Origin of the sequence: Faecalibacillus intestinalis (genome assembly GCF_003024685.1) — a bacterium.
GTDB lineage: Bacteria > Bacillota_I > Bacilli_A > Erysipelotrichales > Coprobacillaceae > Faecalibacillus > Faecalibacillus intestinalis.
Map to the genome: position 1 here is coordinate 144,841 of NZ_PYLQ01000002.1, position 26,276 is coordinate 171,116.

The 26,276-nt window shown below is 31.4% G+C and carries 25 protein-coding genes and 2 riboswitches; of the genes, 5 read left to right on the top strand and 20 right to left on the bottom strand.

Annotated elements, in window-relative coordinates; genetic code table 11:
* Positions 1-11 precede the first annotated feature (11 nt).
* The 6 genes from C7U54_RS02330 to C7U54_RS02355 all read right to left on the bottom strand — a co-directional run bounded on the left by C7U54_RS02330 (position 12) and on the right by C7U54_RS02355 (position 8,003).
* Complete coding sequence (locus C7U54_RS02330) at positions 12-2,201, bottom strand: ATP-binding protein (RefSeq protein WP_107029266.1); 2,190 nt, start codon at positions 2,199-2,201, stop codon at positions 12-14.
* A gap of 146 nt (positions 2,202-2,347) precedes the next feature.
* Positions 2,348-4,192, bottom strand: coding sequence for an ABC transporter substrate-binding protein (locus tag C7U54_RS02335; RefSeq protein WP_107029168.1), 1,845 nt, complete (start codon positions 4,190-4,192; stop codon positions 2,348-2,350).
* Between the two features lie 99 nt (positions 4,193-4,291).
* Positions 4,292-4,367, bottom strand: a riboswitch (cyclic di-GMP riboswitch).
* 279 nt (positions 4,368-4,646) lie between these two features.
* Positions 4,647-4,922 (bottom strand): hypothetical protein, encoded by a 276-nt coding sequence (locus C7U54_RS02340; RefSeq protein WP_206603569.1) that lies wholly within the window; start codon positions 4,920-4,922, stop codon positions 4,647-4,649.
* The gene (locus C7U54_RS02345) at positions 4,922-5,320 is read right to left on the bottom strand and encodes a TnpV protein (RefSeq protein WP_206603570.1); all 399 of its coding nucleotides are present in this window, start codon (positions 5,318-5,320) and stop codon (positions 4,922-4,924) included. Before C7U54_RS02345 ends, C7U54_RS02340 begins: the two co-directional genes overlap by 1 nt.
* A 217-nt stretch (positions 5,321-5,537) precedes the next feature.
* Positions 5,538-7,001, bottom strand: a complete 1,464-nt coding sequence (locus tag C7U54_RS02350; RefSeq protein WP_107029169.1) for a family 1 glycosylhydrolase — start codon at positions 6,999-7,001, stop codon at positions 5,538-5,540.
* Positions 7,002-7,067: 66 nt separating this feature from the next.
* A complete protein-coding gene (locus tag C7U54_RS02355) occupies positions 7,068-8,003 on the bottom strand; it encodes an AEC family transporter (RefSeq protein ID WP_107029170.1) in 936 nt (311 codons plus the stop codon).
* Between the two features lie 125 nt (positions 8,004-8,128).
* Between C7U54_RS02355 and C7U54_RS02360 the strand changes: the two genes are divergently transcribed.
* Positions 8,129-9,016: a LysR family transcriptional regulator gene (locus tag C7U54_RS02360; protein WP_107029171.1), complete on the top strand. Its 888-nt coding sequence runs from the start codon at positions 8,129-8,131 to the stop codon at positions 9,014-9,016.
* 15 nt (positions 9,017-9,031) lie between these two features.
* Here the strand turns inward: C7U54_RS02360 and hypB (C7U54_RS02365) are convergent, their stop codons facing one another.
* The 5 genes from hypB (C7U54_RS02365) to C7U54_RS02385 all read right to left on the bottom strand — a co-directional run bounded on the left by hypB (C7U54_RS02365) (position 9,032) and on the right by C7U54_RS02385 (position 14,265).
* Positions 9,032-9,694: a hydrogenase nickel incorporation protein HypB gene (hypB, locus tag C7U54_RS02365; protein WP_107029172.1), complete on the bottom strand. Its 663-nt coding sequence runs from the start codon at positions 9,692-9,694 to the stop codon at positions 9,032-9,034.
* Positions 9,687-10,349: a hydrogenase nickel incorporation protein HypB gene (gene hypB, locus C7U54_RS02370; RefSeq protein ID WP_206603571.1), complete on the bottom strand. Its 663-nt coding sequence runs from the start codon at positions 10,347-10,349 to the stop codon at positions 9,687-9,689. The genes hypB (C7U54_RS02365) and hypB (C7U54_RS02370) overlap by 8 nt, the downstream gene beginning before the upstream one ends.
* Entirely contained in the window at positions 10,336-10,689 is a 354-nt protein-coding gene (locus C7U54_RS02375; RefSeq protein ID WP_107029174.1) for a hydrogenase maturation nickel metallochaperone HypA, read from the bottom strand. The genes hypB (C7U54_RS02370) and C7U54_RS02375 overlap by 14 nt, the downstream gene beginning before the upstream one ends.
* 1 nt (position 10,690) lies before the next feature.
* Complete coding sequence (locus C7U54_RS02380) at positions 10,691-13,495, bottom strand: FAD-dependent oxidoreductase (protein WP_206603572.1); 2,805 nt, start codon at positions 13,493-13,495, stop codon at positions 10,691-10,693.
* 173 nt (positions 13,496-13,668) lie between these two features.
* Positions 13,669-14,265 carry a pyridoxamine 5'-phosphate oxidase family protein gene (locus C7U54_RS02385; protein ID WP_193448599.1) on the bottom strand — a complete coding sequence of 199 codons (597 nt, stop codon included), beginning with the start codon at positions 14,263-14,265 and terminating at the stop codon, positions 13,669-13,671.
* A 95-nt stretch (positions 14,266-14,360) separates the two neighbouring features.
* Between C7U54_RS02385 and C7U54_RS02390 the strand changes: the two genes are divergently transcribed.
* Complete coding sequence (locus tag C7U54_RS02390; protein WP_107029175.1) at positions 14,361-14,669, top strand: hypothetical protein; 309 nt, start codon at positions 14,361-14,363, stop codon at positions 14,667-14,669.
* Between the two features lies 1 nt (position 14,670).
* Complete coding sequence (locus C7U54_RS02395) at positions 14,671-14,874, top strand: hypothetical protein (protein ID WP_107029176.1); 204 nt, start codon at positions 14,671-14,673, stop codon at positions 14,872-14,874.
* Positions 14,875-14,943: 69 nt separating this feature from the next.
* Here C7U54_RS02395 and C7U54_RS14820 read toward each other — a convergent pair whose 3' ends face one another.
* From C7U54_RS14820 to C7U54_RS02425, 7 genes are all read right to left on the bottom strand, one after another.
* Complete coding sequence (locus C7U54_RS14820) at positions 14,944-15,831, bottom strand: phospholipase D-like domain-containing protein (RefSeq protein ID WP_396129914.1); 888 nt, start codon at positions 15,829-15,831, stop codon at positions 14,944-14,946.
* Positions 15,815-17,881: a TOTE conflict system archaeo-eukaryotic primase domain-containing protein gene (locus tag C7U54_RS02400; RefSeq protein ID WP_206603574.1), complete on the bottom strand. Its 2,067-nt coding sequence runs from the start codon at positions 17,879-17,881 to the stop codon at positions 15,815-15,817. The genes C7U54_RS14820 and C7U54_RS02400 overlap by 17 nt, the downstream gene beginning before the upstream one ends.
* A 232-nt stretch (positions 17,882-18,113) precedes the next feature.
* The gene (locus C7U54_RS02405; protein ID WP_022002438.1) at positions 18,114-19,511 is read right to left on the bottom strand and encodes an ATP-binding protein; all 1,398 of its coding nucleotides are present in this window, start codon (positions 19,509-19,511) and stop codon (positions 18,114-18,116) included.
* Positions 19,512-19,709: 198 nt separating this feature from the next.
* Positions 19,710-21,008, bottom strand: coding sequence for a diaminopimelate decarboxylase (gene lysA / locus C7U54_RS02410; protein ID WP_107029177.1), 1,299 nt, complete (start codon positions 21,006-21,008; stop codon positions 19,710-19,712).
* Positions 21,009-21,019: 11 nt separating this feature from the next.
* Complete coding sequence (dapB, locus tag C7U54_RS02415; protein ID WP_107029178.1) at positions 21,020-21,763, bottom strand: 4-hydroxy-tetrahydrodipicolinate reductase; 744 nt, start codon at positions 21,761-21,763, stop codon at positions 21,020-21,022.
* A gap of 1 nt (position 21,764) precedes the next feature.
* The gene (dapA, locus tag C7U54_RS02420; RefSeq protein ID WP_107029179.1) at positions 21,765-22,658 is read right to left on the bottom strand and encodes a 4-hydroxy-tetrahydrodipicolinate synthase; all 894 of its coding nucleotides are present in this window, start codon (positions 22,656-22,658) and stop codon (positions 21,765-21,767) included.
* A gap of 2 nt (positions 22,659-22,660) precedes the next feature.
* A complete protein-coding gene (locus C7U54_RS02425; protein WP_022002442.1) occupies positions 22,661-23,137 on the bottom strand; it encodes an ACT domain-containing protein in 477 nt (158 codons plus the stop codon).
* A gap of 87 nt (positions 23,138-23,224) precedes the next feature.
* Positions 23,225-23,398, bottom strand: a riboswitch (Lysine riboswitch).
* 100 nt (positions 23,399-23,498) lie between these two features.
* On the opposite strand from C7U54_RS02425, the gene C7U54_RS02430 reads away from it, so the two are divergent.
* The gene (locus tag C7U54_RS02430; protein WP_107029180.1) at positions 23,499-23,846 is read left to right on the top strand and encodes an arsenate reductase family protein; all 348 of its coding nucleotides are present in this window, start codon (positions 23,499-23,501) and stop codon (positions 23,844-23,846) included.
* Positions 23,846-24,610 (top strand): zinc dependent phospholipase C family protein, encoded by a 765-nt coding sequence (locus tag C7U54_RS02435; RefSeq protein WP_107029181.1) that lies wholly within the window; start codon positions 23,846-23,848, stop codon positions 24,608-24,610. The genes C7U54_RS02430 and C7U54_RS02435 overlap by 1 nt, the downstream gene beginning before the upstream one ends.
* Positions 24,611-24,633: 23 nt before the next feature.
* Here the strand turns inward: C7U54_RS02435 and C7U54_RS02440 are convergent, their stop codons facing one another.
* Positions 24,634-25,179 (bottom strand): flavin reductase family protein, encoded by a 546-nt coding sequence (locus tag C7U54_RS02440; RefSeq protein WP_022002445.1) that lies wholly within the window; start codon positions 25,177-25,179, stop codon positions 24,634-24,636.
* A 53-nt stretch (positions 25,180-25,232) separates the two neighbouring features.
* Positions 25,233-26,165, bottom strand: coding sequence for a PD-(D/E)XK nuclease family transposase (locus C7U54_RS02445; RefSeq protein WP_107029182.1), 933 nt, complete (start codon positions 26,163-26,165; stop codon positions 25,233-25,235).
* Between the last annotated feature and the right edge of the window lie 111 nt (positions 26,166-26,276).

Here is a 26,276-nt window from a genome sequence, read left to right on the forward strand (position 1 = left end):
TTCTTCTATCCCTAACTATCCTTTTCGATTCTTTTATGTATGGTTACTTTCCATTTATCACTGTTCAATGCCCTGCGGTTCGGTACCCCCCCCCCGGATTTTATACTTCTTATTGTCTTTTCCAGCACCTTCATCTCAACCGGTTTTGAAACATGTGCATTCATACCGGCTGCCAGAGAATGCTGAATATCCTCTGAGAATGCATTCGCAGTCATGGCAATGATCGGAATCGTCTTTGCCAGTTTATGGGAACTTCTGCGGATTGCTTTCGTTGCCTCATAACCATTCAAAACAGGCATCTGTATGTCCATCAGGATCATATCATAATCACCTGGAGCAGACTGTTCAAATGCTTTCAAAATCTCTTCGCCATTTTCACAGATGGTACATTCCGCACCTTCAATCTTTAACAGTTCCGTCAGGATCTCTGCGTTCAGCTCATTATCCTCTGCACACAGGAATCTCATGCCCTGCAGAATATTTCCATCCCGCTCATCTTCTTGTGCCGCCAGAGCAACCGTTCGATTCTCTGCAATTTTCAAATCTATGAGAACCTCAAAACAGCTTCCCTGTCCCGGTTCACTCTCCACATCAATGGTACCTCCCATTGCTTCAACCAGGTTCCTGGTAATCGCCATTCCAAGTCCGGTTCCCTGGATCTTATTCGTCACAGAACTTTCCGCACGGGTAAACGGATCAAAGATTGTCTCTTTGAAATCTGCCGACATTCCCATACCGTTGTCACTGACTAAAAAGCGGTACTTTGCATAGACAGATGACTTTGTCTCACATTCTTCTACTAGAAACTGAATTTTTCCACCTTCCTGCGTATATTTTATGGCATTCGACAGCAGATTACTGAAAATCTGCATCAAATGAACCTGATCCCCATTCACCCACTCATGACGGATGCTTTCTTTTATAATTGTAAGCGTCTGCTTCTTTTCATATATTTGAGAATGAAATATAGTGTCAAGCTCCTGTACAAAATCCAGAATAGAAAAGTCAGAATACTTGAAGACTGTTTTTCCTGCCTCAATCTTGCTCATATCCAGAACGTCATTGATAATTCCTAACAGATGTTGTGATGAAATATCTATTTTATCTGCATACTCTATAACTTTTGCTTTATTACCTGCATCATGTCTGATCAAAGATGTGATACCAATGATTGCATTCATAGGTGTACGAATATCATGTGACATATTAGACAGGAAATCCGTTTTCGCCTTATTTGCATTTTCCGCTGTCTGTAAAGCCTCTGTTGTAACATTCTTTGCCTTTTTCAGTTTTTGATTGACTATTTCCATTTCCTTCATTGTCTGTAAATGAAGTTCATTATTTCTTTTTTCATATTCTGCTTTTTGATCTGCAAGACTAAGTCTGGAAATACTGTAGAATAATCCGGCAAAAAGTAAAAGTATAAAACCTGCCATGAGTGTTGTTGTACACAGCACCGTTTTCTGGTAATCCATCAGCACATTGTCCACAACTCCCTTTGCCACAATGCATACCAAAATGGTGTTGTTGCTTTCTATCGGGCAATACCCCAGATAATAGGGGTTCTGTTTTCCCAAAAGTGCAACTCCGGATTCTCTGTTATCAAACTTCTTTTTGAACAAATCAGCCTCTTCTTCTGTAATAGCCTGTTCCCCTTTTAAATGTTTTAACAAAGAATAATTACGGAAGTATTTATCACCACTCAGGTTCGTATACGTTATATTTCCGTCATCATCCAGCATGAAAAAATATGCTTTCCCATCATAACCTTTCAGTTTTAACATGGAATCCAGTTTCGAATGATCATACACAGTTCCAATTGCCGTATATGTTTCCCCATTGATAGTGTATTCCTGACATGGAATCGCAACCAGATAACCGTCTTTTTTCTTCTGATCATAATCAAGACACACCAGTTTTCCAATATTGTATCCATTCTTTAAGTCCAGCAGAAATTTACTTGGCATATCAATCCGCATTTTTGTTCCACATGCTGATATCGCCTGACCATTTTCCTGAAGGAATATAAGTGTACTTTCCGATTCTTTTTCCCATGCTTCAAAGAAACTTTTGTTCGTATCCGTTTCAAGAGACAGCTCCCTCTCATGAAGTAAAAATTCCTCAACCAACTGCAGCTGGCTGTAGTATCCACTCACCTGAAGATCATAGGTCTGCTGTATCTGGTCAATAACAGCTCCCATACTGCTTTTTCCATTTTCGCTGATATACTTATTAGACTTACTTATAAGATACTTTATACAAACTAAGCTTAAAAGAATAATAAGTAGTATAAGCAACAGCCTTGTTATTTTTTTTCTTTTGTTTACCTTTTGTTCTATCTCCACTTTTACTGTTCAACCTCTATATAGTCTTCCGGTGCTGACGGCTGCTGTCCTTTTGACATTGCTTTGGTCCATGCACTTGATAATGTGGTATCTTTAAGCTGCTCAATCTCACATTTCGGATTTATTTTTTTCAAAACAGACATTGTGGTGTCTGTAAGAAGAATCGAGTATTCCTTTTCTTTGTCTATTTTCTTATCATTAACTGTTAAGTCCTTTAATGAAAATCCACTTTCCGCTTGATTGACGATCATTTTCATACCGGATGCAATTGGTAATTCGTATTTATTGGTTACGTAAAAATTCTCATCAGCATCAGCAAGATAATTTTCCACGAGTTCATAAACCTGTTTACCATTGATTTTTGCATAATATAATGCTGTATCTGAACTCTTCGCTGTCATCATGCCAACCCGGCTGCTGGTGCATTCTCCTTTGTACATAGAGGAAGTGAAATAATAATATGGCGCCAGAGCCAGCTGTGCCTCATTTTCTTCTCTGATCGTAGTTAAAATGGAAGATGCTGCATCACGGCCATTTCTATCGTTCAGTGAGATGGAATATTCATTTTTAAAATTCACCGTTGCTTTTTCTTCTGGATCTTTACGATTCATTACACTGCGCAAAGTATCATAAGCCTGTATTTCATCCATCTCCCCTGACAGTAATCCTTGAACAGCCTCAAGGCTTGCATCAAATGACTTTTGAGCGGAATATCGGATATAAACAGCATTATTGTTAATTTCCTCTTCCAGTCCAGGCACATCCTGCATCATGGTTGGAACATCTGTATTCAATGAAATAACACCGCTTCCATCCGCAATCAGCTTTTGCCCCTCTTCTGAAATCATACAATCCAGCACATCCAGTGCAGTATCCAGTTTCTCCCGGTCTTTTTCCAGGTTTTTGTTAAATGCAATGTTTAAGGACGGAGTCATGTACACATAGGATTCATCCGATGTCTGTGAAAAATAAGGAATACGGATCAGCTCCGCATCCATCTGTTTCTGCAGCTGCTGCATAACCGTCGGATGTCCATGAAACATTGCTGATTTTCCTGCGGCAAACATCTGGATTCCTGTATCGACATCAATATTGATATCTTCTTTACCAAAGTGCGAGTCTTTCAGAAACTGACTGGTTTCTGAAAAAATACGTTTCCATAATGCATCATCAAACTTTACTTCATCCGATGCAGTCTCTGCACCGTTTCGCCATTCAATACCATCCAGGCTTGTGAACTCACCGATTGCCGCCGCCTGGATGATCTCATTATTTGACCAGTCTTCACCAAGATCCATGGAATACGGTTTTATACCATTATCATAAAACTGCTGACAGGCCTGTACATATTCCTCATAATTTTCTGGAATCTTTACGCCATACTGATCAAACAGTGTTTTGTTGGCAATGATCGTCTGCGGAATACCACAGATTGGCAGCCACTGGATTTCATCATCCGCATTCTTATAATATTGCACCGCATAAGAATAATACTTAGAAACAACATCATAAGAAGCAAAATCCATAAGATAAGGCTGTAAGTCCTGTGCATCCGTTCCAGAAAATCGACGTACTGTTATGATATCCGGTAATTCATCATGTTCTTTAAAATAACTGTATAAATCGGTATCATTGTTACCAATAATAAATTCAATATCCTGATCAGGAAACTGTTCATGGATATAGGGTGCAATATTTTTCATCAAACGATTTTCCCACAGATAAACGGTAAGATGATCATCGTTTTTAGATACTTCTTTCTTTGACTGTCCACATCCAGACAAGACAGCAGTTGCTACAAGTACACCTGACACCACTGCTATCAGACAACGTTTTGCCTTTTTCATACTTTTATTTTCCTCATTCTTTCCTGATAAAATCATTATTGTTACGTCTGTGAAATAACACCGTAAAAAAGCACCGTCAGACAGACAGTGCACCTCATTTCATGCAACTGGCTGCCATTTTACAGGCCCTGTAGCTTTGCGTCCCAGACTTTCATCTGGTTTGCCGATTTCCTTATTATAGATATAGCTTTTAAACTTATACCAAAAAAACTAATTTTATTATACTTTAACGTTCTACTATGCACAAGAAAAAAACTACCGTTTTAACGTTCAAAAACAAAAAAAGAACAGCCGATACATATACTCGAACTGTTCTCCTACTTCCGAAGTCCACGCAGCATTGACATTACTGTTTCCTGCTCATTTGTACTCAGATCGTTCCATATCCCTAGAACTTCTTTCTATTTTTCTGTCAGATTCTCTGAATTACCTTCCTGAAAAAACTGCGATAATGTCACGCCCAAAGCTGTACATATTTTTTCAAGTGTTCATGGATCGATAGTTTCTTCTCTTTTCCTATCATTGTCTTTTTCTCTGTTATTGCCTTTCTTTCAGCTTTCCCCGCATCCTTAACTACTGTATTTGCTTCAACGCCAGTTCTTGGCACAGCTTCTCTGCTCTCATTCTTTTCTGCTATCTGCTGTTCTTCTTTATTAGGAAGAGACAATGCAAGATACTTTTTGATATTTTCTCCGCCTTGTAACACCTGCTCACAATATTCTATTTTCATTAGTTATCTGCTAAATTGTTTACTAGCAACATTAATACATAAATCAATTCCTTGAGAATAATCTCTTCCGCAATCGCTCTATGCTGATTAGCAGCTCTTACCCATGCCATCTGATCTTTCTCTTTATCCGGTAATGGTTCTTTTTCTTCCAACTGTTTCAGGATCACTCCTTCCCGTTCTCTTGCTGCCTTATCTACTTCCAGAAGGTATTCTCCAATTGTATCCTGTAAAAGCATCACCTGATAGGTTGAATTTCGATGGTTTTTCAGATAATCTCTGCGAAGAAAACCATACTTGCCAAGTTGCTCCATCTGTTCACCGGATTTATAGGTGAGATTCGGGATTAGATATCCGTTTACATTCGTATACGTTAATTTCATTTTATTAGCACTCTCCATTTCTCATCCTTTTTTTGACCACAAATTTACGACATTTACGACAAATCTGACACTGCTTTACAATACCAGACAAAATGACTGATGCCTCGGAAAGCCCGTAAAACAGGCACTTCTAGGATACACAAGACAGAACAAAAATCAACTTCCATTATCAAGAGGTGAGTGCTAAAAATAATAAAAAAGAAGTTTAACCCAAAAAGTTAAACTTCTAATATATTTAATCTAAATCTTCTCCTTGTGAAGCAATGACTTTTTTATACCAATAGAAAGAATCTTTTCTACTTCTTTTCATTGTTCCGCTACCATCATCATGTTTATCAACGTAAATGAAACCATAACGTTTTCTCATTTCTCCAGTTCCTGCAGAAACTAAATCAATACATCCCCAAGTCGTATAACCAATAAGGTCTACACCATCTTCAATGGCTTTTGCCATTTCTTCAATATGAGCACGATAGTATTCAATACGATAATTATCATGAATACTTCCATCTTCTTCTACTGTATCATAAGCACCTAAACCATTTTCTACAACCATTAATGGTTTTTCATAACGATCATAGATCATTTCTAAGTAGTATCTTAATCCTTTAGGATCTAATGCCCATCCCCAATCAGAATATTCTAAATATGGGTTACGTACACCAAATGACATATTTCCACTTACAGCATCATCATTTTCATGAGTAGTTACTGCTTGAGACATGTAGTATGAGAAAGTATACATATCTACTGTACCTTTTTTTAGTTCTTCTAAATCTTGTTCAGTAATATCTAATTTAACATTATGTTCTTTCCATAAACGTTTCGCATATGTTGGATATTTACCTTTACATTGAACATCTCCACAATAGAAGATACCTTTTTCCCATTTAGAACGATTAAATAAAATATCTTCTGGATCAGATGTTAATGGATAATAAGTAATGCCACAAATCATACATCCAATTTTATTTTCAGGATCAATTTGATGTCCAATTTGTACAGCTCTTGCACTTGCTACAAATTGATAATGTAAATGTTGATATGCTTCTTGATAAACTTCATCACTTGCATCATCAGGAATAAAGTTAACTGTGTTATTGATTTCATTAAATGTTAACCAATATTTAACGAGTCCTTTATATTCATTAAAAATAGTAGTGACATATTTTTCATATAAAGAAATATATTTACGATCTAACCAATCTCCATATTTTTCTTCTAAAGCAAGTGGTGTATCAAAATGCCAAATAGAAACTAATGGTTCAATACCCGCATTTCTAAGTTCAGTAAATACATTTCTATAGAAATCTAATCCTGCTTGATTAGGTTTATCTTCTTCTCCTGTTGGATAAATTCTTGACCAAGAGATAGATAATCTAAACATCTTGAATCCCATTTCTTTAAGTAAAGCAATATCTTCTTTATAATGATGATAGAAATCAATACCATCATGATTTGGATAAAGTTCATCATCAAAGACAGCAAAATGAGCTCCTTCTGGTAATTTAAATCCATGATTTGGTAACTTTTGTTTATTTCCATCTTTATCAATAAAAGTAACCATACGTGGTGTATTTACTGTTCCACCTGTCGTTACATCTGTACGTGTCATTCCACGTCCGTCTACATTCCATGCACCTTCACATTGGTTAGCAGCTACTGCTCCACCCCAATAAAAATCTTCACTAAATTTCATCTTTTTTTCCTCCTCAATTATCTTTATTATAAAATATATTTATGTCAAAAATATGAAATTTTCAAACTATGCAACAAATAAAACGACACATGTATAAACAATTAACGTAATAACCATAAATAATGAAATAAAGGCAGCAACAAAATCTTCATCTTCTTCACCTTTATAAAGTGGTGAAATCAACATCGGCATTGCAAATCCTGTTGGACACATAAAATAAATCAATACACCCATCATATAGATCTTATCTGCCATTAAATTTGGGAAGAAGACAAAGAATCCTGCAATAACAAGCATATAAAAGATAATTCTAACTCCTACAAGTTTTAATAATGAACCAATAGTATCTTTATTAATTTTTAAATTATAACCGATAATTAATAAAATAAGACTCACAATAGGAGCTGTTGCTTGTTGAATTGTATTTGTATAAAGATCAATAAAAGCAGTTTGACTTAACAAGTCATATACACCTAAAACATTTAAAATGATTCCTAACATAACCGCAATCACAAATGAATTTGTGAAAATTGTTTTCAATAATTCCTTAGTACTTGTATTTCCGGATGTCTTTTTAGCAACAAGTACAGGAATAATAATAAAAGCAATCACTGTTCCAGCAATATCATAAATAACTGTATTGCTTGCATAAGCTACACCTACAATGGATGTATAAAGTGGTAATGCAACATTTTCTCCTTCACAAGTTGTTAAAAGATAGGGTGAAATATGTTCCATTTCTTTTCCTGTAAACTTAGCAATAAATTTACCTAAAACCATAGCTAATGTAAAAGCAACTAAAACATATAGCACAATCAATATTGCTGAAGCTTCTATTTTAGCAGTAAATAAAACATTAAAAATTAAGATAGGAAACAATACATTGAAAACAATATGATTGGCCCCTTCTTTTTGTTTAGGACTAATAAAGTTTTTAATACGCGCGATCATTCCTAAAATGATCATAAAAAATACTGGGAATAAAGTTGATAATGCATTCATAATTTTCCTCCTTGTTTTTCAAGAATATTGTAAAAAAGAAGATTTATAATTACAAATACTTATATATTATAGATATTTATTATTTTTAATTATAAATAATGATATACTTATGTTGAGGTGATTTAATGGAATTACGTGTCTTAAAATACTTTATAACAGTTGCACAGGAACAAAGTTTCTCCAAGGCCGCTAAAGTACTCAATGTCTCTCAACCTGCACTTTCTAAACAAATTAAAGATTTAGAAGATGAATACAAAACAACACTTTTTAATCGTACAACGCGAACTGTTTCTTTAACCGAAGAAGGACGGTTATTTAAGGAACAAGCTATTGAGATTTTAAATCTTGTAGACAGAAGTGAGGATTATCTTAGAAATAATAAAAAATATATTAGTGGAAATATTCATATTGGATGTAGTGAAAGTATATGTAATCGTGTTATTATGAAAGCTATTGCTAAAACTCAAAAACAATATCCCCATATTAAATTTCATCTTTATAGTGGAAATGCTCAATATGTTGAGGAAAAGATTGATCAAAGTATTTTTGATTTAGGGATTGTTGTGGAACCTGCAAATTTTTCTAAATATGATTATTTAAAGCTTCCTGGTTATGACCTTGAAGGAATTCTTATGAAAAAGGATTCTAATCTTGCGAATAGAGATTTCATTACACCTAAGGATCTAATGAATCAGCCAATTATTATATCTAATCAAGAGATGGTTAAAAATAATATTGCAGGATGGTTAGGAGGTAATCAAAGAGCACTTAATGTGGTAGCTACTTATAATCTTTTTTATAATGCCCAATTGATGTGTGAAGAGGATGTTGGTTATGTTTTAACTTTTGAACATCTTTATCATGAAACAACTGAAGGTTCTTTGTGTTTTAAACCACTAAATCCACCACTTATGATTAAAAGTAATCTTATTTGGAAAAAGTATCGTTTGTTTTCTAAAGCTGAAGAAGCTTTTCTAGAAATTTTAAATAAAGAACTAAATGAAAAGGCATAGCCTAACTATGCCTTTTTAATTATTTTTATTTTCTTTGATCCATTGAATGAATTCATTCATACCTTCACCTGTTTTTGCACTTAAACAAATAATTTTTGCATTTGGATTTAAATTTAAAATATTAACTTTTGCTTGATCAATATCAAAATCAAAATAATCAAGCGTATCAATCTTAGAAATAATAACCAAATCACATACACTAAACATTAAAGGATACTTTAATGGTTTATCATCTCCTTCAGGAACTGATAAAATCATCATATTTTTATGTGCACCTGTATCAAATTCTGCAGGACAAACAAGATTTCCAATATTTTCTAAAAAGAGAAGATCAAAATCATCTACGCCAAATTCATCAACTGCTCTTGTTGTCATTTCTGCATCAATATGGCATAATCCCCCATTATGAATTTGAATAGAAGGAACTCCTGTAAAATCTGCTACCTTTTGTGCATCAAGTGATGTTTCAATATCAACATCCATCACTCCTACTTTATAATCCTCTTTAATTTCATTAATTACATGAGAAAGAAGTGTTGTTTTTCCAGAACCAGGAGAAGACATTACATTGATCATTGTCACTTTTTTGTCCTTTAGTCTTTTGCGAAGAGCATCTGCTTCTTGATTATTCGTATTAAAAATATTTTCATGAACTTCGATTACTCTTACTTTAGCCATGGTTTACTTCCTCCATTTTTTCTTTTAGATAATTGATCCAAGGTTCAAAACCTTCATCTTTTTTAGATGAAATATAGAAGATTTGAGCGTTAGGATTTAATTCATGGATTCTTTGTTCTACTAATTCTTTATTAAAATCAAAGACAGGTAATGTATCAGTTTTATTAATTAAAACAACATCACTGACAGTATAAACCAATGGATACTTAGCTGGTTTATCATCCCCTTCAGGAACTGATAAAATCGTAATATTAATACTTGCACCGGTATCAAATTCTGCAGGACAAACAAGATTTCCAACATTTTCAATGAAAATAAGATCTACATCATCCATTCCCATTTCATTAAGTCCTTGTTGAGTCATAGTTGCATCCATATGACACATACCACCTGTATGTAATTGAATGGCTTTTGCTCCACCATTTTCGATCGTAACAGCATCAACACTAGCATCAATGTCACATTCCATAACACCTATACGAGTGGTATCTTGTAATCTTTCAATCGTACGAAGTAATGTGGTTGTCTTCCCCGAACCTGGAGAAGACATCACATTAATCATTAATTTTTTTTGTTTTTTTAATTCATCACGAATTTTATCTGCAGTTACTTCATTTTCTTTAAATATATTTTGTTTAAGTTCAAGAATCTTCATAAATACCAATCTCCTTAATATTAAACTCATTACCTCTTAATAAATAAGTATTTTCACTATGACAATAAGGACATGTTTTACCATAATCAATCGTACGATATTGTCCATGACAATCTTCACAATAAGTAATTGCTTCTAATGTTTCTATATACATTTTTGCATGTTCTGTCACTGCTTCTTTTTTTCTTGCCCAATTCCAACAATCAATCAATTGATCATGAATAACACCAGAAACTTCACCAATTTCTAACTTCACATAATCAATTTTATCAACTTTATTTTCTTGCGCAACTTTTTTTACATCTTTAACAACATAAAATGTAACACCTAATTCATGCATCTTAATGTTCTACCTTTTTCTTTAAAATAATATTTTTAACACGTTTTAATTGATAAGGAATAATTGCTTTAAACTTATCTTCTGCCACAACCATATTAGAACATTCTGGATGATCACGATGAAGTTTGATAGCATCAAATTCACATTTAGTTGTACATACCCCACAACCAATACATTTATTCGTATCAACGATTGTTGCTCCGCATCCTAAACATCTTGCTGTTTCCTTTTTAATTTGTTCTTCTGTAAGAATTTGTGTATTATCTTTGAATCGATCTTTAACTTCTAGGTTAATACCTTCAACTTGTTTAGGTCCACGATCATAGCTTTCTACTAAAATATCATCTGTATCAAGTTGTTTAAACTCCCAACGGTTACGTCCTGTTTCCATATGTCCATTATGAACATAACGATGTAATGATTCAGCAGCAATCTTACCTTGGGCAATGGCATCAATTGCGAATTTAGGTCCAGTATAAACATCTCCTCCAGCAAAGATATCTTCTTTACTTGATTGGAAAGTCACTTGATTTAATTCAATAGCTGGTCCATTGAATTTAACATCTTCACCTTTTAATAAATCTTTCCATACACTTTGTTGTCCAATCGCAAAGATTAAACGACCACATTCAACTGTCATAGTTTCATTTTCATCATAAACTGGCGCAAATTTACCATCATTAATGACAGATAAACATTTTTTGAAAACAATACCTGTCACTTTACCATTTTCTGCAAGAATTTCTTTTGGTCCCCAACCACAATTGATTGTAACACCATCTTCTCTTGCTTCTTTGATTTCTTCAACTGAAGCTGGCATATCTGGTTCTTGTTCTAAGCTAAATTGGAATACTGAACTTGCTGCATTTCTTGCAGATACACGAGAAGCATCAATGGCTACATTTCCACCACCGACGACAACAACTTTTCCAGCAAATGGTGCATTACCACAGTTTGCATCATGTAAATAATCAATAGCTGTCATAACACCTTCTGCGTTTTCATTTTCAAGTCCTGGTAAACGACCAGCAGCGCATCCAATAGCAATATAGAAAGCTTTATAACCTTGTTCTCTTAATTGTTGAATTGTTACATCTTTTCCAACTTCAATTCCTGTTTTAATTTCAACACCCATCGCTTTTGCGACATCGATTTCAGCATCTAATAAATCTTTTTCTAGTTTATAAGATGGAATCCCATAACGTAACATTCCTCCCGGATGTTCGCTTTTTTCAAACACTGTAGGACGATAACCTGTCTCAGCTAAATAGAAAGCAGCTGTTAAACCAGCAGGTCCTGCTCCAATAATCGCAATTTTTTCATCAAAATGATCCATATGAATACTTGCAGGAATCACAACTTTTGGAATATGTCTCGTTTTGGCATTTAGATCTTGTTCAGCAATAAATCTTTTAATTGCATCGATTGATAAAGCTTCATCGACTTTACCACGTGTACAAGCATCTTCACATCTTCTATTACAAATCGCTCCACAGACAGCTGGGAATGGATTTTGTTTTTTAATGAGCGCTAAAGCATCTTGATATCTTCCTTGAGATGCCATTTTAATATAACCTTGTACTGCAATATGAGCAGGACAAGCACTTTTACAAGGAGCTGTTCCTGTTTCATGAGTATTAATTCTATTATTATCACGATAATTAAAATCGTATTTTTCTGGTCCCCATTTTGTAGCATCTGGTAATTCTTGTTTTGGATACTTAATTTCAGAACCATCTTTTTTACATAATTTTTGTCCTAAACGTACAGCACCTGCTGGGCAATATTCCACACATCTTCCACAAGCCACACATTTGTCTTTTTCTACATGAGCTACATAAGCAGAACGTGACATATTTGGTGTATTAAATAATTGTGATGTTCTTAAAGCGTTACAAATTTCAACATTACAGTTACAAATACCAAAAATTTTATTTTCGCCATCAATATTTGTTATTTGGTGAACAAAACCATTATCTTCTGCACGTTTTAAAATAGCTAAAGCTTCTTCTTTAGTAATATCATGTCCTTTACCTGTTTCACGACAATAATCGGCAAAATCACCAACACCGATACACCAACCGAAATCATCATCAGCACATCCATCACCAATTGCTTTTCTTGAAGCACGGCATGAACATCTTCCTACACCAATTTTACCTTCATATTTATCTAACCAATAAGATAATTTTTCAATATCAATCGCTTCATTTTCCATAGAAATCGCTTTTTCAACAGGAATAACATGCATTCCAATTCCTCCACCACCTGGTGGTACCATTTGTGTAATTCCAGCAAGTGGAATATAAGTCATACGTTCAAAGAAAGCAGCTACATCTGGATGATTTGTTATACGTGGATTTGATCTATCTGGTAACTCTTCCATATTAAATAACTCTGCACTTCCAGGTACAAACATTGGTAAAATATATCTTCTTTCACTTTGTGGTGCAGTGCGACCATTATGATCATAGTGATAACCATAATCATATTCAAGTAAACCAATATAACTCATTTCATTTAATAATTTTTGAAATGCTTCTTCTTGATTTGTTTCAATCTTACATAACTTACACATTTCTTTAAAAGTATAAGGTGTACGTTTTTTCATTTGTAAAGCAATGTCAGCCATTTCATCACTTATAATTTCAGCAAGTCCCCAATATTCTGGATCTTCTACTTTTACGCCACCAAAAATATGATCTGCCACATCAGTAATCTTTCTACCTAACTTAACAATTTTCTCTCTTGGAGGATTGTCATGCTTGTGATTTGCATCCCACTCCTCGTTTTTTTTCATACTCATTAAATTTTTCCTTCCTCCCTTAATTGTTCTTTAATTAAAACAATTACGTCCAATTTATTATACATGAAACCCCTCTATTAAGTAATTGTTTATTAAATATTTGTTGATTTTTTCACATAAATTTAGACATATCATTTAATTTGTTTAAAAAAAGAAGAATCAAAATGATTCTCCTACTTCATTCTAGCCTTTCTATCAGCAATAATATCCGATATATCGAAAGGAATTTCATCATCCTCTTGTTCATAAACATTCAAAAAAGGAACATCTTCAACTGTCCTTAAAGGAAACTCAGATTTAGCCGTAACATCCTTTAAATCACATTCAATAACACCAATATAAATACCAGGTACAACCTTTCTTTCACTTAATGGTTTAATCTCACGATGATTACATGTATAAAGCAAATTGTATCCCTTTTCCCAAGTTTCAGGATCATCTTTATAATCTAACATCTTCATCTTTCCTTTAGCGATAACACTACGATAATCATGATAATGCCCTTTATATTTCTTATCAGGAAAATCATTAAAAATACTAAACTCAACACATACGCGAGGATCTTTCTTTAATAAATCAACCTTTTTTCCTACCTTCATAAAATGAGTATAAATATTTAAATGTGTATCTGTCATTTCAAAACCAAAATTAGTTGGAACAACATAAGGATACCCATCTTCATCATTCATACCAATATTTGCAATATTCATTTCCTTCAACATTGCTTTTATTAATTCATAATCTATTACTTCTCTTTCAAATCTACGCATTCTTCCACCTCGTTTACACTATACTTCCTTTTTTTCTTTTTTTAAAAATCTTTCAGTTTTTGAAAAATATCTTATAATATTTTTTGAGGTGGCTTATGAATACATTAAAAATACAAATTAAACCTTTTTATAAAAATAATCCTTTTCATCTAAAAGATGATCAAATACATATCCTATCTACAAATAAAAATGAAGAAGAAATAAAACAGCTCCTCTTACAAATGAATTATGAAAATTATTCTATTTTCATTCAACTTGAATTAGAAAATTATAACTATGGTTATCTCTTTATAGATCATAAAGAATATGAACTTTATTATTATAATGATTTTGATGATTATGAAGATGAAATTGAATTTGCCAGCAAAAACTGGATAAAAATGATAAAAAATAGTGAGGGGTAATATGAAAAAAATAAATGAAACACAAAGAAAAATAATTCATATGCTTAAGGATTTTGGTATTGATCATATTAGTATGGCTGGCATTCTAGGAACTTTAGAACAAGATAATCTAAATGAAAATGATTTTTTAGACTTTATTAAAAACAAAGAAACACTTTCTATTAAGGACTGTACTGAACAAATATGGCATATGAGAGGATATTAAAAACAAGCGTATGAGGCTTGTTTTTAATCTATATTATTCACGCGCGCTCTTATCATTATCATATTGATCTTATTCATCCTTATCTAACGTTAACAACTCCGATGCAACATCAACGGATTTTAATCTAATTAAATTATCATAAATATCTGGTCTACCTAATAAATTAATTCCCCCATGCCATACAATTTCTTGGTCAATAATAGCATAATGATTATCTAGGTTTTCACATAATTCAACAATTATACCTGCCAATTTTAAATGATATATTAAGTAATTTGCATAATCAGGATTATCAAACTGCAAATTATTAGGATCTCTTGTAATAACAATGACCGTAACTCCTTTTTCTTGTTTATTCTTCACCAAATCAATGAATTCAAATATTTTCTTTTCATCTAATTGTGGACTACATACAATTATTTCCTTATTTGACTCATGAATGTCCTGAGCAAATATTTCAGAGTAATCATTATAATTATAAATATGATGAGCTTCTTGTTTATTATTCACTACATTTGTAATAACGTCGAAACCAATTTTTCTATAAGCTCTTAGCCTCTTTTTATACATATTGTTAAAAAAGCTAATATGTAAATCTACATAATCATATACGATAGCACTTTCCTTAAATTCATAATCTCTATTAATTCTTCCTAAAAATTGTTCTACTAATGGTTCTCCTGAAACTGGTGTTGTAAGAAAAAGTGTATCTAATCTTGGAACATTAAACCCTTCACCTACAGATTGTGAAGTAGCAACCAAAATAAACGATTCATTTTGGTTTATTTCTAACAATTGTTTTCTTACTTCGTTATTTTTCTTTTGAGTATTATCACCATAAATCAAGAAAGTATTATCAAGCACATCTTTCTTTAAAACATCATATAAATATTTAGCGTGTTCCTTATAACGAATTAAAACAATAGGACTTCTTTTATTTTTAATACATTCTTTTATTTTTAATACATTCTTTTATATCTGAAATTATCATTTCATTTCTAATTGTACTTTTTGCTATTAATGAATACGCACTATTTATATCTTGTTTACTATCACCTAAATTAATAACTCGTGTAAATCGCGGATAAATAAAATGATCAATGTTTTGTTGTTCTATCCTTTGTCTACTTGTGAATTGATGTCTTATAGATCCTATCAACATATAAACTTTCTTTTCTAATTGATCGATTCTCTTATCATTTGCTGAAACACCATAAACGTATTTTGAATTCACTTTATTTAATACATTTTCAAATACAGATGATGCACTATGATGGCATTCATCAACTATCACCATACCATAAGAATCTTTTAACTTACTTTTTCCATTTTTATCGTAAATTGAATTGACAGATACAACATCTATTATCCCAGTTAACGTGTTTTTATTTCCATAAAGAACCCCTATAACATCATTCCTTGTTTTAATTATTCCCGTTTTAGTTTGATAGGTTGGTAATTCTTCATTTATATCTAAAAATTTATGTAACTCTTCTACCCATTGATTAATTAAACTAACACTTTGCATAACAATCAATGTACTTACTTTTCTTTTTGAAATAAGGTAACTTGCAACAACCGTTTTTCCAAACGCTGTTGTTGCATTTAAAATACCATTATCATATTTTAATAATTCATTTGCTGCTGTATTCTGATTATCTTTTAATTGTCCTTTAAATTCTACATTGACTGGTTTTCCTCTTTCTCTTTTATCAATAATCTCATATGGAATGTTTGCCTGTGAGCACTTATCACTAATCTTTTCCATTAATCCTCTAGGAATTTTAATATAGTCATTAATATCACTTCCCATATAAACAACCATTGGTTGATTCCAATTCGAGTACCCTAATCTATTATTCTTATAAAATATTGGATTATCAAAAGCAACTAAACTCCTTATTTGATTTTGAATTCTAGGGCTTAAATTCAAAGTATCAATATAAATACCATCAGCAAGCACAATTGTCATTTTTTCTACAACATCTTCTTTATAAAAAGGCTCATCTTTTTTCCATGGCTTAATTCTCGCTTCTCGATTAGGATTTATCAATAATCCTTTACCTTCTGCTAATTCGATCTTCCATTTATCAATATACCTTTCAACATCTTTTTTGGTTAATCTATTAATTTTATTAAGAACCAACCATTGATCATAATAAGCATTCCAATTTTCATCAACAAAAGCACTATTACCATTTTTTAACGCTTTACCTTGTAATGGAAGTGCTATAACATTTCCAAGCCCTTGATTATGATCTTGTGTAGGAAACATTCGATCATAATATCTAAATGATTTTAAGTTAATTGATGCAGCTCCTTTTTCTATTAGTAAATAGCCAAAGTCTCTTGCTAAAGATGCTGATATAAATTCTTTGAATACTATCCAAGCATGTGCCCCATTTCCAGAACGAGACCTTTCTATTAAAACATCAATATTACTTTCTTCACAAATTTTTCTTAACGCATTTACTTCATCTTTCCAATCATTATTATCTATACTCTCTTCATCATGATTATCAAAATCAAAAACAATAAACTTACATGTATCATTTTCTAAAAGAGGATAAATACCTATTACATCTGTGCAATTATCTTTATGACCAAGCAAATGATTTAATCCTACATTTCTGTTTAATTCTTTCCATTGCTTATACGGACAATCTGTACATGATGTTTTTACATTGTTTTGTTTAGGACACATACTATTCCATCTATTATTACATTGCGGAAAATAACCACCTCGTGAACCTCTTAATGCATAGACGTCTCTCCTACCTTGAAATATTGTTAAAAAAATAGCAGCCATTTCACCTGTAATATATTGATCTTTTATACAAGCACCTTGATCTTCATTATATTCAGTTAAATTATTTGTTATATTATTTGTTTGTTCATCAAATATTATATTTGATTTTTTTAATAATTCTTTTAATTTGTTATTTTCTTCTTGTAAATCCCTTATTTTTTTCCTCAATGTTTCTAAGTTATATCCTGTAATATTCATAGAAGAATCTCCTTAAACAATTTATTACATATATTTTACAATGTATCAAATAATAAATATATAAAAAGAGAATACTAATTTTGTATTCCCTTTAAAAATTTTTTATCTCGGTGGTCATCTCGGTGGTCATCTCGGTGGTCATCTCGGTGGTCATCTCGGTGGTCATCTCGGTGGTCATCTCGGTGGTCATCTCGGTGGTCATCTCGGTGGTCATCTCGGGTATATTATAAAATTATTTTTTTATAATATACCCACCATTTCTGGTTGTTCCTTCATATTCAATTATTTCCTTTTTTCTTAATCCTTTAATAGCAGTTTCTATACTACTCTTTTTTAATGTCAACATTTCTGAAATTTGTTTTGCATTTAATCCTGGATGACTAGATATAATACCATAAACCAATAATTGTTTTTCAGGTAAAGTAGTTGGGTCAAAAATAGTATTCCTATTTTCTTCGATTCTTGCTTTTCTAGAAACAATACTGTTTTCTAGTGTTAATAAAACTGACGAAGAATTAGGCTCTGTGTATATTGGATCTTTTAGAAATGATTCCTGCATTTCATCATATATACGCTTTACTCCTTCATTTAATTCTTTAACATAGCCAAATTCTGTTAACACCCTTGCAATTCGAGGATTTCTAGAATATCTAGTATATTTCATATTTTCAAGTGTCACTATATTTGGTAATTTCCCTGGACTAAAAATTTCTAAATGATCATCATATAATGAAATTCTAATGCAATCTCCTTGTAATGAATAATTTCTATGTGTTATCGCATTAACAATTCCTTCAAACCATGGAAATTCAGGATATTCTGGAATTGTTTTAAATACACCATCTTCTGCTAAATATTGAAAATCTCTTAATTGAGAATGCATTTCTCTCTTTATATCTTCTATAATTCTAGGAATAGCATTTTCATAATTAATTTCTTTAATAATATTTAACCTTTTCCCTGTCTCCATTCTATTTCCTTCAAACTTTAATAATCTAACACGTGCATTAGGCAAATACTTTGTAGGAAATTTTCCAAACAATAATATACCAGCATAGGTTAAATGCCCTTTTTTCATAAGTGCCCTTGCTTCAAGAATTTCTTCTAATGATAAATTAGTATTTAAAATTTCTTTATATTTAGAAAGCAACTTGATATCAACATCTTCAAATGTAGATTCTTCTACTACTAGGTCCTCGAATCTTCTTTCACCTTTATCATATTCTAATTGAATTATTTGCTCATGATTCAATAATTTAGATTTATCACCAACTCTTAAATACACTTTGGAATCCTTAGTTTTTATCACATAATTTTCACTAGGTTCTATTTCAAACAAAAGAACTTTTTTATTTTTTATCACTCTTTCTTCATAATTAATTTTTACGTTTCCATCAACTAAGTAAGGTGCCTCTAAAAATTCATTTACTTTATGTGCATTCATACCATCAAATCCAGTGATTTCGCCATTATCTTCTATACCAATAGCTAAAACTCCACCATTTGCATTTGCAAAGGCAACAATATGTCTAAGTATATCTGCTGGTTTTATTCTTGCACTTTTACGATCAAAATACTGATTTTCTTCACTTTCAATAAGATATTGATTAGTAATATTTTTTATTATCATTCCTAAAGCTCCTTTCTTAAAAAAAGATTATATATTGATACCCTATTTTACCATTGTACAGTATTAATTTCATTGCTTTTTATTCTAAAAATTATAATTATATTTTTTCACATTTAATAATATTCATTCTATAAAATTTTATTTATTACAAATTAAAAACCCCTTGGTAAATTCAACCTTGGGGTATATTTCTATTTTTTAATCTACATCATATGCAACCAAATCATCAAAAGTTTGTCTACGAATGACTTCTTTAGATTTACCTTGGTATGTAAAGACTACTGCTGGTTTAGGTAATTGGTTGTAGTTAGAAGACATTGAATAGTGATAAGCTCCTGTCGAGAACATTGCTAGAATATCACCTGGTTGAGGATCTTGTAACATAATATCTCTAATTAAAATATCTCCTGATTCACAGTTTTTACCAGCTACTGTTACTAAATGATTTGCTTCTTGTCCAGCTTTATTAGCGATAACAGCATCATATTTAGCGTTATATAATGATGAACGGATGTTATCTGTCATTCCTCCATCTACACTAATATAATCTCTAATATCTCTAATGTATTTATATGAACCTACTGTATATAAAGTAATACCTGCATTACCTACACAATAACGTCCTGGTTCTACTAAGACCATTGGTCGTTTCATATCTCTTTTGTCGAATCCTTTGTAGATGATATCCATGATTGTAGAAACAACATCATCAAATTCTAGTGGATGATCACTTGCTGTATATTGGATACCAAAACCACCACCAGCATTTAATTTATTAATAACGATTCCAAAGATATCATAGATTTCATAAGCAATATCTACAAATTTATTCATTGCAAGTACATAAGCTTGAATTTCTTCAATTTGACTACCTACGTGACAATGAATTCCATCAAAATTGATATGTGGTGCATCAATAACTTTTTTAATTGCTTTTAAGTATGTATTATCATGACTTGAAAAACCAAATTTTGTATCTTTGGCTCCAACACGAATATAATCATGTCCACCTGCATAGACACCTGGTGTGATTCTGACAAGTCCATTGACTTTAACATTTAATTTTGAAGCAATTTCTTCAACAAGTTCAATTTCATAGAAGTTATCAATGACAAAGTTTTCTACACCATTTTCTAAAGCGTATTGAATTTCTGAAGGTAATTTATTATTCCCATGGAAATAAACCTTTTTAGGATCAAATCCTGCTTTTAACGCAACACTGATTTCTCCTGCAGAAACGCAATCAATTCCTACGCCATATTCCATTGCTAATTTATAGATTGCTTTACACGAAAATGATTTTGATGCAAATAATGGTAATGTATTTTCATATTTATCAATCATTTTTGTTTTTAATGTATTAAATTGTTTTCTAATATGTCCTTCAGACATAACATAGAGTGGTGTTCCATATTGTTTAACTAAATCAGTTGCTTTCACATCATCTATGTATAAATCATTTCCCTTAATTTGTGCAAATTCAGTTTGTAAAACCATTTCTTTTCTCCCTAATAAAGTGTTTTTAATGTAAACAACCCATGATCCTTATCTTGTAAGGCTTTAGCTGCAGCTAACGCACCTTGAACAAAGACATCTTTCGATAAAGCTGTATGTTTAATTTCAATAATTTCATCTAATCCCGCAAACATAATTTCATGTTCACCAAAAATTGTTCCACCACGAAGTGCTTGAATTCCAATTTCTTGTTTCTTTCTTTTTTCATGAAGTGCACTACGATCATATACAGGTGTTGTTTCTTTAATTTCATCTTCCATTACTTCATATAAAAGCTTTGCTGTACCTGATGGTGCATCAATCTTTTGATTATGATGTTTTTCTAAGATTTCAATATCATAACCATTATCATAGAATTCTTTAGCTACTTGTCTTAAGATCTTAGTGACCATTTGAATTCCAAAGCTTGTATTATAAGATTGGAAAATAGCTATTTCTTTAGAAGCTTCTTCAATCTTATCTAATTGTTCCTTAGAAAAACCAGTTGTTGCAAAAACAACTTTTGTTTTATTCTTTTTAACGTAAGCTAAAATATCATCAAGATTGTTTGGATGTGAAAAATCAATAATCACATCCGCACGATCTTGGACTTCTGTTAAGTTACTATACATTGCTTCTGGTGCTTTTTCATCAAATTCATAAGAAACCACACCAATTAAATCAAATTCATCTTTTTCTCTTAATTGATGAGCAACTTTCTTACCCATCAAACCATATCCATATAATAATACTTTCATCCTAATACCCCAATTTTTCAAATTCATCCATTGCACCAAATAATGCTTTTTTATTTTCTTCTGTAGTTTCAATTAATGGTAATCTTAAATGTTCTCCACATACTCCCATTTTAGCAAGAGCTGCTTTAGGCATAATTGGATTAACATCAATAAATAATAAACGTGAAATAGGATCTAAAGCATAAGCTAATGGTTGTGCTTCTTTAATATTTCCTTTTAAAATTAATTGTGTTAATTTTTCTACCGCTTCTGGATATAAGTTAGAAGTAACAGAAATAACTCCTTTTCCTCCAGCTGCCATAAATGGAAGAATATTATCATCACATCCTGAATATAAATCAAAGTCTAAATCAGCTGTTTTAGCTAACACTTCCATCGCATAAGCAATATTGTCTGTAGCATCTTTCATTGCTTGAATGTTTTTGTGTTTAGCAAGTTCAACAACAGTATCAACCGAAATATTTAATCCTGTTCTTCCTGGTACATTGTATAAAATCATTGGAATATCAACGGCATCCGCAATTGTTGTATAATGTTGAATTAAACCTCTTTGGCTTGTTTTATTGTAGTAAGGTGTTACGACAAGAATCGCATCTGCCCCTTTTTCTTTAGCATAACGTGCTTTCTTTAAAGCTGTTTGTGTATCATTTGAACCAGCTCCACAAATAACTTTAACACCTGTTCCTTTCGCAAGTTCTAGTGTTAGATCTAATAATTTAAATTCATCTTCAATTGTAATGGTTGCTGTTTCACCTGTTGTTCCATTTACAAGTAAAGCTTGTACACCACCATCGATCATTCTTTGAACTTGTCTTTTAAATCCTTCAAAATCAATGTCTCCATTATCAAACATTGGTAATACAAGTGCGACTGCACTTCCTTCAAAAATTGTCATATTTATTTATCCTCCTCAATATGAAATCTTTCTTTTAATAATTGAATTGCTTGATCTAAATTCTCTTTATCAATAACTAAAGAAATTGTTCTTTTACTTGTCGTAATTTGATAAAAGTGAATATTAGCTTGTCCTAAGACATCAAATACTTCAGCTGCTAAACCTGGTGTTGTTTCCACCAATTTTCCCCCAACCGCAACTTTAGCGTATTTTCTAATTTGATAAATTTGAATTTGTTTAAATTCATCTTTTAATTTCATGATTGCTTGATTTAGTTTTAATTGGAATTCTTGATCTAATGTAATTTCAATTTGTACAAAATCATCAACAGTAACTTGTGAAATCATGTCTACATTAATTTCTTCATCTTTTAATATAGAAAAGATTTTCGCAATCATTTTAGGATGTTTTGGTACATTTAATAACTTAAGTTGAATAATTTCTTTTTCACAACTTATAGCTTCAATAATATCGTTCATAATTTCCTCCCTATATTTTATTCATCCTCTTATAAAAAGTGACAAATAAAAAATTGCAATGAGTATCATTGCAACAAAAAATTCGTTATCAATGATAGCTCCCCATTACCTTTAGATAATGACAGTTGAATAGGTCTTTCCTAGACACCCAAGATTATACCTCATGCAATAGATACAATCTTTCGGCAAGTGCTCCTCCTTCATTACCTTGTTGCATCAAATAATAATAATCTCATAACATCTTGCGCCTCTATCTTTATTTGAGTAAATTCTATCACATCTTGAAATAGTATACAATAATAAGCCTTATTATTTTTCATTTAGTAGTAATTTTGATATGATAGTTTCAGGAGGGATATTTATGTTATTTATTTGTTATCCAAAATGTTCGACATGTAAAAAAGCAAAGAAGTTTTTATTAGATCATCAAATTGAATTTGATGAAAGACATATCGTTGAAGAAAAACTAAATAAAGATGAATTAAAAGCACTTTATTTAAAAAGTGGTTTACCACTTAAAAGATTCTTTAATACATCAGGTAATCTTTATAAAGAAAAACATTTAAAAGATGTTTTACCGACTTTAAGTGAAGATGAACAATTAGAACTACTTTCTACTAATGGTATGCTTGTTAAAAGACCTATACTTGAAACAAAAGACAAAGTTCTTGTTGGTTTTAAAGAAGATCAATATAAGGAACTTCTCTAATGCCTGCTGGATATACACATTATTGTTTTGGTAAAGATGTTTATAAACATCTTGATGATCAAAATATTAAAGATTTATTACTTAGAAATGAAAATTGTTTTTTAATTGGTCTTCATGGTCCAGATATTTTCTTTTATGAAAGATGGAATAAAATAGCAAGAAAGATGCATCAAGATAAAGCCAATACTTTCTTTGAAAAGGCACAAGATATTATTCAAAGTGAAGCACAACTTGCTTATATTCTTGGTTTTATTTGTCATTATTTATTAGATAGTCAAATGCACCCTTATATTAAAAAGATGATTAAAAATACAAATATGGATCATTTTGAAATAGAATCTGATTATGATCGTCTTCTTTTAAAAAGACATCATCAAGATCCTTTGCATAAAGAAATCTATGAACATATTCGCTTTAAAGAAAAAGAAATATGTACTATTCAATCCTTTTTTCCTGAACTATCTTATTTAGATATTGAAAAAGCTCTTAAAGGATTAAAAAGAATTGATCATTTATTAAAAGCCCCTAGCTTTTTAAAAAGGGGGCTTATTTATGGATGTTTCCATCTCACATTCAATTTTCATAAACTCCAAGGTTTAATTATTAACTACCATCATAATAAAGAAATGGAAAAATATAATGATATTCTTGATAAAATCTACCAACAAACCTTAAAAGAAGCTCTTATTTATCTTCCTTTATATATTCAAAACTATAAAAAACACGCTCCTTTACCAGAACGCTACTATCACAACTACAAATAGTGCATCAAACGATGCACTATTTTTTATAAATCAAAACCATCTTTGAAAGCTTTACCAACATTTTCCCCTAAAACACGATACGTATTATTGACCATATCAAAAGCAATAATTTCCATTTTATCTACATCTATCTTACCATTTTCATCTAAATAATCTTCATCAATAGAAACATTCACAACATTTCCAATTAAGTTTCCATCTTCAAAAGATTCTACAGTACATTCTAAAGTAAGTGGATATTCTTCAATAATTGGTGCATCAACATGTTTTGAAGGTGTTACATGGACACCACTTTTAGCAATCTTATCTTCTTTATTTCCTGAAACAACACCGAAATAATCAGAAATTTTTTCAGTTTTCTTTGTCGCAAATGATAAAGTAAAAGCTTTCTTTAATTCTAAATTATCTGTTGTTTTATGTTTAGAAAGTGATACATAAACTTGATTATAATCATAAACACCACCCCAAGCAGCATTCATGACATTGGCTTTACCATCTTGATCATATGTTGCAAGCATTAAAACAGGTAAAGGCATAAATTGCATTTTATTTCCTAAATCTTTTCTCATATATATGTTTCTCCTGATTCTTATATTATACCATAGATAAAAGCCAAGCTTTATTAATCTCGACTTATAATTTCTTTAATTCTCTCTAAATCCTGATCATTGATTAATGCATCAAAAATTAGATTGTATTTTTCAAGTGTCAAATTTTCTAATATTTCATCATGTTCTTGGGAAAATTTACTTTTAAAAAGCGCAATAGTATTTTCTTTAGCTTTTAATAATTCTCCTTCAGCTTTTCCTTCTTTTAATGATTCTTTACGAATTCTTTGTTCTTCTTGGTAATGTTGAATTTTAACGAGTTGTCTTTTCTCTGCTGCTAAAACAAGTCCTTCATCTTCATTGAATTGTTCAAGTTTATCTTTCATGATTGTTACCACCTCATTATCTAAGGTCATTATATCATGGGTAAGTCCTTGATATAAGATGTAGATTAAGATTTCTGATTTACTAAAGCTTTTAATTCCTCTTTCTTTTTCAATGACTTTAATAAAAGGAAGTTGTACAAAGTAGCTTTCTATTAAATTAAACCTTCTTACATATCCATGTCTATTTCTAGGCATATAAGCATCTATCAATTCAAGATTGTCTTTATCAATATCATCGATAAAAAGAATAGTTACTACTTTATGTAGATTTTCACTATATTTCTTATCTCCTCGATTGACTTGATGATCAAGCATGCGAGATTCATAAGCTTGAAAACGATGATAGATTTCTCTAGAAAACTTTGTATTCTGCATTTCTATATCAATCAGTTCCCCATCTTCTGTTTTTACCTGAACATCCAAAATCATATCTTTATCACTTATATGACTGGGATTAAGTTCAGAGTTTAAGACTGTAATTTCTTGAGTTTTGATATGTGCAATCTCTTCGATGATGAGTTTTAATAGATAGTAACACTGAACATCTTTCATATTGGATAATAGATACTTAAATACAAGATCATTTTTAAAATCGGCAATTCTAGGTCTTATCTTTTCCATTATAAAATTCTCCTTTCAGTATATATATAGACACTAAAAGTCAAAATTTCTTTTAAAAAATGAATTTTTTTATTTTTAATTGTTTAATTCAGTATTTTATTAAAAATATCA